We start from the raw sequence: 14,907 nt of genomic DNA on the forward strand, positions 1-14,907 counted from the left end.
AAAAATCATCCTAAAAAAATAATATGGGTAGTTTATAAACAAAAACCGCCTCAAGGAAAATGAGACGGCTTCTTTTAGTTTATTTTAATACTTTTAAATAGATTTTCTGGGTTTCATTGTTCAGTTTCACATTGGGGAACTGTTTGTCATAATCAATGAAGATATCACCTTTCTCATCTGCTTTTCCATTTCCATCCGAATCCCAGCTTATGGTTACATAGTATTTTGCCGGACCAGCAGGTTTTGGATTGATTTTACTTTCAGCATCCTTGGGTACCGGAAGATCAATGGTGAATGGCACAGATTTCTGCTCAAATTCTTTCTCTGTAATTAAGCTGGCAGGAGCATCAGCCAGTTTTTCATCCATCCCATACAGGCTAACCTTCAGTTTTGGATTTTTAATGGTAAAATTCTCCGCCCCTGAAAATTCTATTTTAAGATTTTCAGAAGAAGTTTCAGATGTTGAAACTGCTGGAGACGGATTTTCAGCTGTACTTTTGTTTTGTGGCTTGGTGCAGCTTGACAACGTTATTGCCCCTACTGCTAAGAATAATAGAAGATGGTTTCTCATTTGTTATTTATTTTATTATTAAAATTTATATTTCACTGATGAAAGATAACAAATACCGTACCTCAATATTTTCTTATCTTCTATAGAGAATTCACTTCATTCTGTGCTTTCTTGGTCAGGGATTTAAAAACCAGATCATAGGAGTGGTCAATAAGTTTAAAGATCAAATCTCTTTTCAATCCATCTATTGCTACAGAATTCCAGTGGGTTTTATTCATATGATAAGCACCTGTGATCTGAGGATATTGTTCGCGAAGTTCTGCACTCCATTCAGGATCAGTTTTCACATTTACTGATAACGGTTGTCTTTCAAGCCCCATCAGTAAAAATATTTTGGTATCTACTTTCAGTACAAGTGTTTCGTTATCAAACGGAAAACTTTCCGTAACTCCTTTTTTGGCAAGACAGTAATCTAAAATTTCGTTGGCATCCATGTTCTATATGAGTAATAAGTGATAAGTAATGGGTAATGGGTAATGATTAAATTAATTCTTGAATCTTTAATTCAAATTTAGTAAATTTAAGAAAGAAATAATCTCACAAAATCGCAATTATTATGAAAGCTCTGGTAATAGGTGCTACAGGCGCTACAGGAAAAGATCTGGTGAATCAGTTACTCAATGATAAAGAATTTGATGAAGTGGATATTTTCGTCAGAAAACCTGTTGATATTCAGAATAATAAACTCAAAGTTCATGTGGTGAATTTTGAAAAGCCTGAAGAATGGAAAGATATGGTGAAGGGAGATGTGGCATTTTCGTGTCTGGGAACTACCTTAAAAGATGCCGGAAGCAAAGAAGCTCAGAAGAAAGTAGACTTTGATTATCAGTATGAATTTGCAAAAGCCGCAAAAGAAAATGAGGTGGAAGATTATATTCTGGTATCGGCTTATGGTGCAAATCCGCAGTCTAAAATTTTCTATTCTAAAATGAAAGGTGAACTGGAAGAGGCCGTAAAACAATTGCATTTCAACAAGATTACCATTTTTAAACCAGGAATGCTTGAGCGAAAAGATTCTGAGAGAACCGGAGAAGTTTTAGGCAGCCGCATTATTAAATTTGCTAATAAACTTGGGCTGTTAGAAAGTCAAAAACCTTTGCCAACAGATATTTTAGCAAAGGCTATGATCAATTCTTCGAAAATAAAAAGCAATGGCTATTCGAGTATCAAGCTGGGGAACATTTTCTGCTTTGCAGAGAAGAGTAATGAATGATTCGGGGTGCGAGGTAATTGGGTTCGGGTTAAAGATGAAGTTCTCATTATTAATTCCCCTAAACCCTAAATCCTGCTACCTTTCATCTATTACCTATTTTGTTGTTTTGCTGTTCATTTTCTGTCCTAATTTTTCATATTCAATATCATTAGGTTCCCATAGTTCTATTTTATTTCCTTCAATATCCATGATATGGACAAATTTTCCATATTCATAAGTCTCGATTTTATCAACTACAGTTACATTTTCTTTTTTTAACTGCTCAACCAGTTTTTCAAGGTTATCCACTCTGTAATTGATCATAAAATCTTTCTCAGAAGGCTGAAAATATTTTGTTTTTTCACTGAATGGACTCCACTGGCTAAATCCTTTTTTAGAATTATCCGCACCCTGGAACCATTCAAATACAGCTCCATATTGATTGGTATTAAGTCCCAGATGACTTTCATACCATTCTCTCATTTTCTTAGGATCTTTACATTTAAAAAAGATTCCGCCAATACCAGTAACTCTTTTCAAATCATCAGACTTATTTTCCGTAACAGCCTTAAAAGCAAATCCTAACATAAAAGAAGCCAGGATACAAAGGGTAAAAATTATTTTTTTCATAGGGAGCAATTATTAGATTTAAAAATAAAAAAAGTGGATGTAAACACCCACTTGTAAAAATATAGTTTTTTATCTTTATTTCAGATACTTTGTAATAGCTACATCCGTAGGATTTGTAGTGCTTACAAAGGTGTCAATCAATTTTCCGTTTTCATCTACCAGAAATTTCGTAAAATTCCAAAGGATGCTTGTATTTTTTACTCCGTTCAGTTCTTTCTCTGTTAAAAATTTAAAGATAGGTGCTGTATCATCGCCTTTTACAGAAACTTTGGCAGCCATCGGGAATGTTACGCCATAATTTTTCTGGCAGAAAGCCCCAATTTCAGTATTGGTTCCGGGTTCCTGTCCTCCAAAGTTATTGGCCGGGAAACCTACCACTACCAATTTATCTTTATATTGTTCATATACCTTTTCAAGATCTGCATACTGTGGGGTAAATCCACACTCTGAAGCTGTATTGACAATCAGGATTTTCTTTCCTTTGAAATCTGCAAAATTGATTTCTTTGCCATCAAGACTTTCTACTTTGAAGTCATAAATTGTTTTTCCCATAAGTTCTGTGGTTTTAGCTTTAGAAATTTCACTTTTTTGGTTGGTGCAGCTTTGCAGAAATGCCATGAAAGAAAGCAGCAGTAAAAAAATCTTTTTCATGTCTTATAAGTTTATGCAGAGAACTGCAGTTGAATTAAAACTTAAAAATATTAGCCGGGAATACTTTATTGATGTCTACTCTGTTTAATAACATCACATAATCTCCATCTTTTTTAGCACTTGAAGATTCAATTCTGAAAGGCATTACAATGTTTCCCACTTTTTTAAAATCAGAATAGATCAATGTTTCATCTTTTTTCACTTCCTTGATCAACATATAAGTTTTTGTATCAAAATAATACATATTCTTATTTACATTCTTGGTAAGCTCTACTTTATGGCAGTAGATCTCTCCTACTTTTTCTTTTCCAAGATATTTGGCATCAAATCCTTTATTTTCCCAATCAATGAAGTCATTATCAAAGCTTTCCGGCACATATTCAGGATACTCCTGAAGCTTGTTGGCGGCATAATTCATTGCATACCCTTTGGTACCGTCAAAACCTTCAATTGCGGTTTCTTTTCCTCCGGTAGTAATCAATGTTTTAGTAAGATTTGGACGTTGCTGGAAAATTCTTATCGGATATTCATCTTTAATTCCCAAGATTACTTTTCCCTGAAGCAATACTGAGTTTAACAGTTTCCAATTGGTTAACCCTCCGGATAATTCAATGTTTTTGTCAATAATTTCCTTTGCGGTCTGTCCGAATATCACGTGTGAAAATATCAGTCCAAATACTAATAATAACTTCTTCATTAATTTTATTTATAAATTCAAATATAGGGGGATTTATGTAAAATTGCAAAAACGCAAAACAACTAAAAGGCTAATTTGTTTTGCTGATTTTTTTGATTTTAAATTAACTTTCGGGCTTTTTCAAGATCTTCCGGAGTATCAATGCCTACTCCTACGAAATTGGTTTCTATCATTTTGATTTTCATTCCATATTCAAGATAACGGATGCATTCAATTTTTTCTGATATTTCCAATGGTTTCATAGCCAGCTTTGAAAACTGCAATAAGGCTTCTTTCCTGAAAGCATATACTCCAATATGTTTAAAATAGCTTACATCATAAGAAACTTCTCTGTGGAAAGGAATTACGGAACGGCTGAAATACAAGGCAAAACCATTATTATCAGTAATTACTTTTACATTATTCGGATTTTCAATTTCCTCTTTTTCATGCAGTTGTATTTTTAAAGAAGCTAGAGAGATTTCCTGTTGGTTATCATTTCTGAAAACTTCAATCAGCTGACGTAAAGGTTCTAACTTAAGGAAAGGCTCATCTCCCTGAACATTGATCACGATATCACAGTCTATATTCTGTACTGCTTCAGCAATACGGTCGCTTCCGGTCTCGTGCTGTCCTGTCATTACGGCTTTTCCTCCGTTTTTTACGATTTCATCAAAAATAATTTCAGAGTCTGTGGCTACGAATACTTCGTCAAACAGTCCGGTTTCCACTACATTCTGATAGGTTGTGGTAATCACGGTTTTTTCTCCTAAAATCTGCATTAATTTCCCTGGAAAACGGCTTGCTTCGTAACGGGCAGGGATGACAGCGATTATTTTCATTTAATACAATATTAAGTAATTCTTTTTAAATCAGGAGGTTTCATTCCGGCATGTATAAAAGTCCGAAAAAACCTTTTATCCTGAGACCAAATGTAGTGAAAAGTATCTTATTTCCTCTACAAAACAGAGATTTCAGAGTTTAAAAAGAGAGTTTTACGCCTACCATATTGTATTCCCATTGGCGGGATGCAGTGAAGTTGAGACTATATTTTGTCTTTCCTATTGTTCCTTCTGAAGAAGTATATCTGCTTTTTGAGATGGTTTTTCCTATAAAATATCCCATTAATAGAGCCAGCGGATAGTCTGAAGCCCAGTGAACTTTGCTTTGCATCATTTGAAAGCATAATGCTCCTGCCAGTGTATATCCTACAGGTTTGATCCATTTTGCATCCGGATAGTTATCTGCAATCACAGTGATCCCAGCCATGAAAGTGGTTAAATGTCCGGACGGCATTGCATCGTAATTCGAGGTATTTTTACTGAATGCAGAGAAACTTGGAAACGGATTCCATGCGCCTCCTTTATGTCCATATTCTTCAGCAATAAACGGGCTTTCTCTTCCGGTAATTCTTTTAAGGGTTTGAGTGAAAACTCCGGAAAGAATTAAACTTTCCATCAAACCGCTCGCTGTGGCCTGTGCTCTGTAATCATTTTTAATCAATCCATACGTTCCGAAACCAATACCTAATAATACTAATGTAGAACCATTTCCTATAAGATACAGAGTAGATCCGATATCCTTAGGGATTTTAAAAACTCCTCCTACTTTGTGATAGTTGTTATCTTTATCCATTCCCCATTGTTCAGCCAGCTCTCTTGAGTTGTCTATCAGTTTCTGGTCAAATGGCAGGAGAATCAAAGTAGCTGCCACAGCTCCTCCCAGATAATAAGCATGATCTTTGGCTACAAAGTCTTTATTGGTATTGATAAAGTTTCTGGGTAATTTGGTTACAAAATCCAATAATTTAGGTTTCGGATAGGTGCGGACAGATCCGTCTTTTAAAGTGTAGGTTTGTACTTGTGGTAATTCGAGTTCCTTGGGAAGCTCCTTTACCTTCAGTGTATCAACCTCTTGTGAGCATACCAATATTGAAACTGGTAAGAGTAGAAATCTCAGTTTTTTCATCGTGTAATTTTCGACTTTATTATATTCAGGTGTGTAAAAGTCTCAAAGATAATTCCTTGTTAAGTATCTTACAAAGTGATTATTTAACTTTTAATATTTATTTAATTTTTTGATTAATAAACGCAACTTTAATTCAAATATTTGATCAGAAAAATAATTCCATACATCCAGGAGATATAGAGAAAAGAGTAAAAAAGTCCGAATCCAAAACTTTTTAGCAAATTGCCCTTGCATTTTCCTGAGTTTTTGAAAACCAATCTGAAAGCTCTGAAAAAAATCCAGTACAAAGTAGCTCCTAATAATAATACTGACGACCAAAAGAAAAGACCAAAAAAGTAGGAAAGAAAAATGAGTAGAATTGAAATTACAATAATTGCCAGCGTTGAAAAAAACACATATTTTGTTTCAAGAAAAGATTTTCGCGGAAGTTTCATGGTGCTATAAGATATGCAAAAAATGCTTCGACTCCGCTCAGCCTGACATTGCTAATACTAAAAGATATATTTTAACGATGTCATGCCGGACAGAGTCGAAGCATTTATATTTTATGTAAAGATTACTTTAATTTGTTCAAAGCACTTTCCAGTTTTGGAAGCATTACTTTGATCTCATCTACAGCTAATCCTCCTACAGAAGCACGGAACCAAGGTTCAGTTTTTTCTTCTCCGAAGGCTGAGAATGGTACTAATGCCACTCCTGCTTCATTAATTAAATAGAATACCAGGTCTGAAGAGTTTTCAAGTACAGCTCCGTCTGGTTTTGTTTTCCCAATATAGTCTAATTTAATAGTAAGATAAAGAGCTCCCATTGGTTCAATACTATCAACAGCAAGTCCTTTTCCTTTTAAATCCTGAACTCCGTTGTGAAGTACTTTTAAGCTGTTTTCAAGTTTAGCTTTAAAATCATTCACGAAAGTATCTACATTCTCTGAATTTTCATAGAATTTAGCCGTTGCTTCCTGCTCTGGTTTTGGTGCCCATGCTCCAACGTGAGTAAGAAGCGCCTTCATTTTATCAAGGATATGAGCAGGCCCGAATCCCCATCCAACACGTACTCCTGTTGCTGCAAGGCATTTTGAAATACCGTCGATATAGATGGTATAGTCTTTCAGTTCAGGGAAAAGAGAAACCGGATCTACATGCTCAGCACCGAATGTAAGGCAAGAATAGATCTGGTCATACATTAAGTATAGCGGTTTCTGATCTTCACCTCTTTTTTTGTTTTCAGCAATTACGAGTTCACAGATCTCAGAAAGCTGTTCTTTTGTAAACATGGTTCCTGTAGGGTTCAATGGAGAACACAAAGCTAATAACACAGCTCCATCCAAATGAGGTCTTAAATCATCAGCAGTCGGAAGGAAATTGGTTTCAGGCTTTGTTTTTACTTCTACAGCATTGGCTGAAGTAAGGTAAGCATAGTGATTATTGTTCCAGGATGGTGTAGGATATACTACTTTATCTCCTTCATCTACGATCGTTTTGTATACGGCATAGATCAAAGGTCTTGATCCTGCAGTAATCAGAATATCTTCAGGAGAATAGTCAAGATTCCATCTTTTTTTAAGGTCTTTGGAAACTTCTTTTCTTAAAGATAAAAGTCCGTTGGCAGGCGGATAGTTCGTCAGATTATTCTGATATGCTTTCTGAATCTCTTCCTTCAGTAATGCCGGAATAGGATAGATATTAGAATTCAGATCACCAATAGTAAGATTGGCAATTTCCGCTCCTTTTGCTTTTAGATCATTTACTTCGTTACCAATTTTTACAATTTCAGAACCGATCAGGTTCGCTGCTAATTTTGAAACTTTCACTTTTTCTTATTTTAAATTTATATTATCGTTCTCCATGAATCTTCTCATATATTTGATCTACCGGTGTTTGCGCATCAAAAAGGGTGATTACTTCTTTTGCTTTTTTTGCCGTGTTGGAATTCGGATATTTTTTAATCATCCTGTTGAATTCCGCTCTGTTTTCATCGTTTAGTTTTCCGGTTCCTTTGTCCTGTTCTCTTTCGTAAGTGGGTGTATTATCCATTCCTAAAAGATAATCGGACAAATAGTAGTTATAGTCTTGTCTTACAGTCTTTATCAGCTTGCTATCAGGATATTTATTCATGAAATTCTCCCAGAAAATCAATCTATTACCTAATTGTTCCCAGCTGATTATCAATCCTGCATCTGCTGCATAATTGGTTTCACTCTCTTTATCAGTTTGTGAAATATAAGCTTCATAATCCGGAGTTACTTTATTCTTAAAAATAGAAGGATAATATCCCGGAATGGTCCATATTTCAGTTATTCCTTCTCCTACTTCTCTGAATTCAAGACCTGCTTTCTTCAGTTCTGAGGCTATTTTTTTAACGTTATCCGGAAAGTTGTACTGATCCTTATCATAGTTATAATAATTCACATATTTATCCAGGACATCAGTATGAAGGTTCATCAGACATTCTGTATACTTTCCTCTTATTTTTAAATAATTTTCGTATACTCTGTCGTTCTGTTCCGGGCTGTTAGCTGCCATCTCTTTTTCGATTTTGGTACGATACCATTGAAGAGATGTGATATAATCCTCCGTTTTGTTAGCGGATGAACAAGCTGTGTCTATGGGTTTGTACTGATCTTCTTCGAATTCAGTTTTGGTAATCGAATCGTTTACCTGTTTTACTTCTGAAACTGCAGTTTCCTTTTTACAGGAAACTACAGCTGCAGAGAGTATGCATATTGCTATAATTCTTTTTATCATCTGCTGTATTTCAGCGCATTAATCCAGTTTCAAATCTGTTTTAACTGCTCCTATTTTAGCTTCCAATGATTTTAATTTGTCTCTGAAATCGGCTTCTGAAGTAATGGAATCCTTCACTGAAACATAGAACTTGATTTTCGGTTCTGTTCCTGAAGGTCTTACACATACTTTTGTTCCATCCTGTGTGTAATAGATCAAAACATTAGACTTCGGAATATCATTCATTACTTTTTTCTCGTTGGTAGAAACGGTAAGGCTTGTCTGTTCCTTAAAGTCTTTCACTTCTTCTACTAATGAACCAGCCAGTTCTTTCGGAGGATTCTCACGGAAGTTTTTCATCATATTCTGAATTTCTTCAGCGCCTTCTTTTCCTTTTCTTACGATATTGATCAATCCTTCGTAATACATTCCAAGGTCTTCGTAGATCTCAATCATGTACTGATACATTGTTTTTCCGTTGGCTTTGCACCATGCAGCAATTTCACAAGCTACAAGGATACTTCCACAAGAGTCCTTATCACGAACAAAATCCCCGGTCATGAATCCGAAACTTTCCTCACCACCACACACAAATTTTTGTGTTCCTTCTGCTTCGCGGATCATTTTTCCGATCCATTTGAATCCGGTAAGACCTACTTTGCATTCTACTCCGAATTTCTGTGCAATATCAAAGAATATATCGGAAGTTACGATTGTAGAACCGATGAACTCTTTTCCGGTAATTTTCCCTTGTTTTCTCCACTCATTCAGAATATAATATGTAAGGATTGTATTGGTTTGGTTACCGTTTAATAATTGCATTTCACCATCAAGGTTTCTTACTGCAATCCCTAATCTGTCTCCGTCCGGATCTGTTCCGATCACGATATCCGCATTGGTAATTCTTGCCAGATCCATTGCCATTTCCAAAGCTGCAGGTTCTTCCGGGTTTGGAGAATCTACGGTAGGGAAATTTCCACTTGGGATCATCTGTTCTCTTACAAGATCTATTTTTTTGAATCCTGCTTTTTCTAAAGCTTTTGGAATGGTAGTATAGGTTGTTCCGTGGATAGAGGTGAAAACAATATTTAAATTTTCTTTTCCAACATTCTGATACGTAGAATTTTCAATACAAGCATCGATGTAAACATCATCCTGCTCCTCTCCGATCCATTCGATCAGATCATCATTTCCGTTGAATTTAATTTCCTCAAATTTTACAGAATATACTTCATTGATAATGGCTTCATCATTAGGTGGAACAATTTGTGCTCCGTCATTCCAGTATACTTTATAACCATTGTATTCAGGCGGGTTGTGAGAAGCTGTCAATACAATTCCTCCATTACATTTTTTATCACGTACCGTGAAAGACAATTCAGGAGTCGGTCTGTGATCTTTGAAAAGCAGTACTTTGATTCCATTCGCTGTCAGAACATCTGCAACTAGTTTCCCGAATTCTTTTGAGTTATTACGAACATCATAAGCGATGGCCACTTTAATCTCTTCTCCCTTGAACTGCTGAAGCATATAATTAGCCAATCCCTGAGTAGCCTGTCCTAATGTATATTTATTTAAGCGGTTGGTTCCTACCCCCATTATCCCACGCATACCTCCTGTACCGAATTCCAGTTCTCTGTAGAAAGAATCTTCCAGATCAGGGGAATTGCTGTCGATCAACGTCTGTACAGCATCTCTTGTTTCTTTATCGAAGGTATCACTTAACCAAAGTTTCGCTTTTTCTAGTGTATTCATATTTGTATTGTTGTTCTTTTATAGTTTGTAAAGTTCCTAGTTTCTAGTTTAAATAATGCTGTTTTTAATCCAGCTTTTTGTTTTCTACCTTTGTCGTTTTATCAATTTTAAACGCTCTGATAGGGTCATTATAATAAATAAATTTTGCAGTATTCTGTATATGTCCTTTTAAAGAATCTTTTACATTTACTTCTGCATAATTTCCGTTTTTAGAATCAATATTCAAATTGGTAATTTTCCAGTAAGGAGCAATTAAACTTGCTGTATCTGAAATCTTTATAACCGCATCTTTAGACAATCCCAAAAAGTTGGCGCGGCTTCTGTTATGCATTTCTACTTCTGCTCTTCTGGTATTCACAGATCCCATGAAGCTTGCATTATTTTTCATATTAAGTCTGAAATTGTCTGTTTTGATTTCACTTGAAATATTAACTTCCACAGAATCAGAAACAGCAACTTTTTCCAGATTATATTTGGAATAAATCGTTACATTATAAAAATCTACCCCTTTTGTCCCTCTTTTTTCTTTAATGAAAAGGGTTTTGTCTTTTACATCCACATCCAGATTGCTTGCTACATTCGGGTAAGTCTCTATTTCTACAAAATTTTTCGGACCTCTGGCATAAAATACACGGAATTTCCCTTCCAGATCAAGGTTGACGAATTCCGATACATCCACATCTTTCTTTTCAATATTTCCTTTTGGAGATACTTTTCCACAGGAAACCACTGCTGTCAGCATTAATGTGTATACAATTTTTTTCATATTTAAATTTAAATATTCTATAATTACAAATCGTAACGATTTTTACTGAAAATCTCTGAAAGCATTTCTTCATGGCTCTTACAGGACTTTCAATATTACTTTGAACAAAAATAGGATTAAAATTTCTAAAAATCTTTGTCTTTTGACAATAAAATACCTGATAATTTTCAATTTTCAGCTTTTCGGAAAAGGTTATTTCTTATTCTCCTTTTCTTTTACTTTTTTATAAAACCAGGTTTTAGGACTTCCCGCCATTGAAAATAAAAGCAGATGATTTCTATCTACACGGGAAATTTTCATTGGGGTTATATTTTCATCGTCATTGTACTTCATTTTCAACAGATTATTTCCGATCTGATAAGTCCCGCTATTCCCCATTGATATGAAAGTTTTATCTTTATAAAAAGTGAGAATTCCTGTTCCGTATCTGGAATTATTTGTTTTGGTTTTCAGTGTATCTGTATGACGAATTTCACCATCATAAATATCAATAAACTCCCATGAACCAGAGAGTTTGTTGGAGGAACAGGAAATTATCAGGAATAAAAGAAGATAAAAAAGGATTGATTTGAGTTGAAACATTTACGTTAAAAGTTTTTATAAAATTACAAAAAAGCACCCTGTTGACAGAGTGCTTTGTATGTATTGAAATTGGAATGATTATTTTTTGCGTAACCACCCCGTCAAAAATTCTTTGAATTTTCGCCACCCCTCCAAAGGATGGGAATGGTCATACATCAACTAAAGGTTTACATTAACAGATTGATTTTCATTTTACTTCAGATGAACATCCAACTATTATATCACTTCATCAATATTATAATTCTTGTGCTCACGGTTGGTTCTGATAATCATTTCTCCTAAGAACCCTGCTACAAACAGAAGGCTTCCCATAATCATCATGGTTAATGCAATAAAGAACCAAGGATTATTGGTGATTAAATGTCCATAGATTCCTCTTGCCACATCAATGAGTTTAGAAATCCCTAACCAAAGTGCTGAAAGAAAACCAACAATAAACATTAAAGTTCCTACAGCCCCGAAGAAATGCATTGGTCTTCCTCCAAAACGGCTTACAAACCAAAGGGTTATCAAATCCAGGAAACCTCTTACAAATCTCTCAGTTCCGAATTTTGAAGTTCCGTAAGGTCTTGCCTGGTGCTGTACTTCTTTTTCCGTGATTCTTCTGAAACCTGCATTGGCAGCCAATACCGGAATATAACGGTGCATATCTCCGTATACGTCAACAGATTTTACCACCTGTTTTTTGTAGGCTTTTAAGCCACAGTTGAAATCGTGAAGATAAACTCCGGAAACTTTTCTAGCCGCTGCATTGAATAATTTTGACGGAATATTTTTCGTCATTACATTATCAAAACGCTTCTTTTTCCAACCGGAAACGATATCATAATTCTCATGAATCACCATATTATACAGTTCCGGAATTTCTTCTGGAAAATCCTGTAAATCGGCATCCATTGTAATCACTACATCACCGTTTGTTCTTTCAAAAGCGGCATGAAGTGCTTGTGATTTTCCATAATTTCTGGAAAATTTAATAGCGTGGATCTGAGGATACTGAACTTTCATATTTTCAATAATACTCCACGACAAATCCGTACTTCCATCGTCTACAAACCAGATTTCATAAGATAAATTACTGGTTGTGCATACTTTATCGATTCTTGAAAAAAGCTCTTCCAGAGAGTCTTCTTCGTTCAGTAACGGAATAACTATAGATAAATTCATTTAATTTTAATAAAAATTAGGCTTGGTTTGTTTCTTCGGGTTGATGTATTGTTCTTGTTCTGAAAAACGCTCCGAAAAACACCGACAAAACTACGTAAAATATAAGAATTGCTGCAAAATATCCTGAAAAATGACTTGCGGTAAGCATATCTTTTCCTTTAACCGCCTCTGGTGTGAAGCTTTGCAATCTTTCTTTGTATTTCTGATCCAGCTCATCAATATCTTTCTGATGCTTCAGAATTTTTCTTGCTGAAGTATATTCTGTATCCAGTTCTGATTTTTGTCTTTGAACATATTGATAGTTCAACAGGCTTTTAGCTGCAGGATCTACAAAAGTTAAAAAAGCATAAATACTGAAAATGGAAAGAATTCCTCCGATGAACATCGGAACAAATGCTCTTTTGAAAGCTTCCTTGAATTTTACTACTCTATGGTTGTTCCAAAACGATTTTACAGACCAGAAGGCAACTCCGGCATATAAAAGAGGCAAAACAAAAGCATTGGCTTTCAAAGAGATATCAAAATAATTGATTCCTGAGAAAAAAGTATATACTACAAAGAAAACAATCATTGTAGCGATAAAAAGTATAATTCCTAGTGTTGATGGACTTTTCGTCATATTTAAATTTTTAAAAAAAAGTTGAAAATTTTTCCCTCTAAATGTCAGGCGTTTAGCTTTACCACTGCATTTTTTCAACTAATTTTCTTTGATAAAGTTTTGAAGTTTATAAAATATTCCTACCTTTGCAACGGCAAGTCCTAAACAACCAGCTCCTGAGAATCCTCCAGGGTGGGAACGCAGCAAAGGTAATCGGTCGTAGCGGTGTGATTTAGGTAGCTTGCCATTTTTTTTTGGTTTAAAGTAAGAAGAGAGGTAATTTGATAATTATCTTTTTTTGTTTTTAATACCTTACGCATCATATTCATTTTTCTAATTTTCAGATTACCTCCGGTTTCGTTATTGATTAAAATTCGAACGTCTCTCCTAATTTTGGTAAAACAAGTTCTACATTTTTATCAGCAAAATGTTGTAGTGCACTTTCATGATTGATTTCAATGGCAGGGAAAGTATCAAAGTGACATCCGATTACTTTCGGTGTTTTTAATAGCTCTGCTGCTGCAAAAGAAGCTTTTCTAGGGCACATTGTATAGTGGCTTCCGATGGGAAGAATAGAAAGGTCGATGTTTCCGTATAGTCTCGGGAACAGCTCCATATCAGCCATTACTCCTGTATCACCTGCCAAATAGATGTTCTTACCTTCAGGAAGTCTGAAGATATACCCAACAGGAACGCCTCCATAGCTTCCATCCGGGAAAGAACTTGTATGGTGAGCCGGAACCATGGAAATTTTAAGATCGTCGATTTTTGCCGATCCTCCTAAGTTCACATCGTCTCTATTTTTAGCCTGCTGGAAGTAACCGCAAACTTCAGGAACTCCAATAATGGTAGCTTCCGGGTAGTGCTGCAATACCTCTGCTACATCAGCAATATGATCACCGTGCGCATGGGTCAACAGGATGTAGTCGATTTTTTGAGCAGCAATATCAAAACCTGATTCTGCTTTTTTGTAGTTGTAAAAAGGGTCGCTCAAAATTGTTTTGTCCTTGTAGGTGAACAGAAAACAATTTTGCCCTAAGAATTGTATTTTCATTTTAAATTTTAGTTTAAATTTTTAAACACAAATGACTCAAATAATTTCACAAAGAGCACAATGAGATTAGTGACATCCGTGAAAGCATTCGTGCCATCTGTGTTTTCTTTAATTTGTTATTTCGATGGGAATTTATCCTCAATCAATCTTAAATTAATCCCATGTTCCAGATAAGCTTTACAACCGTCTAAAACTGTCGTAAAACCTCCTGTATTGTCATTAATCACTTTCAGCAGATCTTCGCCCGTCTGGCTGAATCCATAGCTTTTAATGATAACCAGAGTTCCTTGTTCCATGGTTTTGAATTCATAGTCTACGTTGGTTGAAGGCTCTCCCCACTCTGTTCTGATGAGCTGGTTTGGAATAATCTGATGAACCTTCACTTCGGATTTCACGCCGTACATTTCCCATTCCCAGGTAATGATTTTACCTTCTTCCAATTTTCCGGTCGATTTGGTAAACCAGAAATGAGTGGTTACTTCCGGATTGATAAATGCTTCAAAAACATCTTCAATCGGTTTTCTGATAAGCATTTGAGCTTCAACATAGACATTAGAACTCATGATATAATATT

17 protein-coding genes and 1 other RNA gene are annotated in these 14,907 nt (G+C 35.3%); 2 read left to right on the forward strand and 16 right to left on the reverse strand.

All coding sequences use genetic code 11. The annotated features are described in order from the left end of the window. Positions 1 to 79: 79 nt before the first annotated feature. Both NK356_RS13865 and NK356_RS13870 read right to left on the reverse strand, forming a co-directional pair. Positions 80 to 571: a hypothetical protein gene (locus NK356_RS13865; RefSeq protein WP_034697741.1), complete on the reverse strand. Its 492-nt coding sequence runs from the start codon at positions 569 to 571 to the stop codon at positions 80 to 82. Between the two features lie 80 nt (positions 572 to 651). Further along, positions 652 to 1,005: an MmcQ/YjbR family DNA-binding protein gene (locus tag NK356_RS13870; RefSeq protein WP_034697738.1), complete on the reverse strand. Its 354-nt coding sequence runs from the start codon at positions 1,003 to 1,005 to the stop codon at positions 652 to 654. A 122-nt stretch (positions 1,006 to 1,127) separates the two neighbouring features. On the opposite strand from NK356_RS13870, the gene NK356_RS13875 reads away from it, so the two are divergent. After that, positions 1,128 to 1,784: an NAD(P)H-binding protein gene (locus tag NK356_RS13875; RefSeq protein WP_034697735.1), complete on the forward strand. Its 657-nt coding sequence runs from the start codon at positions 1,128 to 1,130 to the stop codon at positions 1,782 to 1,784. A gap of 93 nt (positions 1,785 to 1,877) precedes the next feature. Here the strand turns inward: NK356_RS13875 and NK356_RS13880 are convergent, their stop codons facing one another. From NK356_RS13880 to NK356_RS13935, 12 genes are all read right to left on the reverse strand, one after another. After that, positions 1,878 to 2,393, reverse strand: a complete 516-nt coding sequence (locus NK356_RS13880) for a VOC family protein (RefSeq protein WP_367399307.1) — start codon at positions 2,391 to 2,393, stop codon at positions 1,878 to 1,880. Positions 2,394 to 2,468: 75 nt separating this feature from the next. Continuing rightward, a complete protein-coding gene (locus tag NK356_RS13885) occupies positions 2,469 to 3,044 on the reverse strand; it encodes a glutathione peroxidase (RefSeq protein WP_034697733.1) in 576 nt (191 codons plus the stop codon). Positions 3,045 to 3,078: 34 nt separating this feature from the next. Beyond that, positions 3,079 to 3,741, reverse strand: a complete 663-nt coding sequence (locus tag NK356_RS13890) for a hypothetical protein (protein WP_034697731.1) — start codon at positions 3,739 to 3,741, stop codon at positions 3,079 to 3,081. 98 nt (positions 3,742 to 3,839) lie between these two features. Further along, positions 3,840 to 4,562 carry a 3-deoxy-manno-octulosonate cytidylyltransferase gene (kdsB, locus tag NK356_RS13895; protein WP_034697729.1) on the reverse strand — a complete coding sequence of 241 codons (723 nt, stop codon included), beginning with the start codon at positions 4,560 to 4,562 and terminating at the stop codon, positions 3,840 to 3,842. A 139-nt stretch (positions 4,563 to 4,701) separates the two neighbouring features. Further along, entirely contained in the window at positions 4,702 to 5,688 is a 987-nt protein-coding gene (locus tag NK356_RS13900; protein WP_051934503.1) for a phosphatase PAP2 family protein, read from the reverse strand. Positions 5,689 to 6,244: 556 nt separating this feature from the next. Further along, a complete protein-coding gene (locus NK356_RS13905; RefSeq protein ID WP_253317255.1) occupies positions 6,245 to 7,498 on the reverse strand; it encodes an aminotransferase class I/II-fold pyridoxal phosphate-dependent enzyme in 1,254 nt (417 codons plus the stop codon). 22 nt (positions 7,499 to 7,520) lie between these two features. Further along, on the reverse strand, positions 7,521 to 8,432 hold the full coding sequence (locus tag NK356_RS13910) for a hypothetical protein (protein WP_253317256.1): 912 nt from the start codon (positions 8,430 to 8,432) through the stop codon (positions 7,521 to 7,523). Positions 8,433 to 8,450: 18 nt separating this feature from the next. After that, positions 8,451 to 10,166 (reverse strand): phospho-sugar mutase, encoded by a 1,716-nt coding sequence (locus NK356_RS13915; RefSeq protein WP_034697723.1) that lies wholly within the window; start codon positions 10,164 to 10,166, stop codon positions 8,451 to 8,453. 64 nt (positions 10,167 to 10,230) lie between these two features. Further along, the gene (locus tag NK356_RS13920; RefSeq protein ID WP_253317257.1) at positions 10,231 to 10,932 is read right to left on the reverse strand and encodes a DUF2807 domain-containing protein; all 702 of its coding nucleotides are present in this window, start codon (positions 10,930 to 10,932) and stop codon (positions 10,231 to 10,233) included. Positions 10,933 to 11,124: 192 nt separating this feature from the next. Further along, entirely contained in the window at positions 11,125 to 11,514 is a 390-nt protein-coding gene (locus NK356_RS13925) for a hypothetical protein (RefSeq protein ID WP_253317258.1), read from the reverse strand. 216 nt (positions 11,515 to 11,730) lie between these two features. Further along, positions 11,731 to 12,681, reverse strand: a complete 951-nt coding sequence (locus NK356_RS13930; RefSeq protein ID WP_034697713.1) for a glycosyltransferase family 2 protein — start codon at positions 12,679 to 12,681, stop codon at positions 11,731 to 11,733. A gap of 16 nt (positions 12,682 to 12,697) precedes the next feature. After that, the gene (locus NK356_RS13935) at positions 12,698 to 13,300 is read right to left on the reverse strand and encodes a DUF4199 domain-containing protein (RefSeq protein WP_034697710.1); all 603 of its coding nucleotides are present in this window, start codon (positions 13,298 to 13,300) and stop codon (positions 12,698 to 12,700) included. Between the two features lie 131 nt (positions 13,301 to 13,431). Here NK356_RS13935 and ffs point away from each other — a divergent pair. After that, positions 13,432 to 13,529, forward strand: an RNA gene (gene ffs / locus NK356_RS13940) — signal recognition particle sRNA small type. 117 nt (positions 13,530 to 13,646) lie between these two features. Here the strand turns inward: ffs and NK356_RS13945 are convergent. Both NK356_RS13945 and NK356_RS13950 read right to left on the reverse strand, forming a co-directional pair. Beyond that, positions 13,647 to 14,333, reverse strand: coding sequence for a metal-dependent hydrolase (locus NK356_RS13945; protein ID WP_034697707.1), 687 nt, complete (start codon positions 14,331 to 14,333; stop codon positions 13,647 to 13,649). Positions 14,334 to 14,449: 116 nt separating this feature from the next. Further along, positions 14,450 to 14,896 (reverse strand): SRPBCC family protein, encoded by a 447-nt coding sequence (locus NK356_RS13950; protein ID WP_034697703.1) that lies wholly within the window; start codon positions 14,894 to 14,896, stop codon positions 14,450 to 14,452. Between the last annotated feature and the right edge of the window lie 11 nt (positions 14,897 to 14,907).

Origin of the sequence: Chryseobacterium sp. S0630 (assembly GCF_024158915.1) — a bacterium.
Classification (GTDB): domain Bacteria; phylum Bacteroidota; class Bacteroidia; order Flavobacteriales; family Weeksellaceae; genus Chryseobacterium.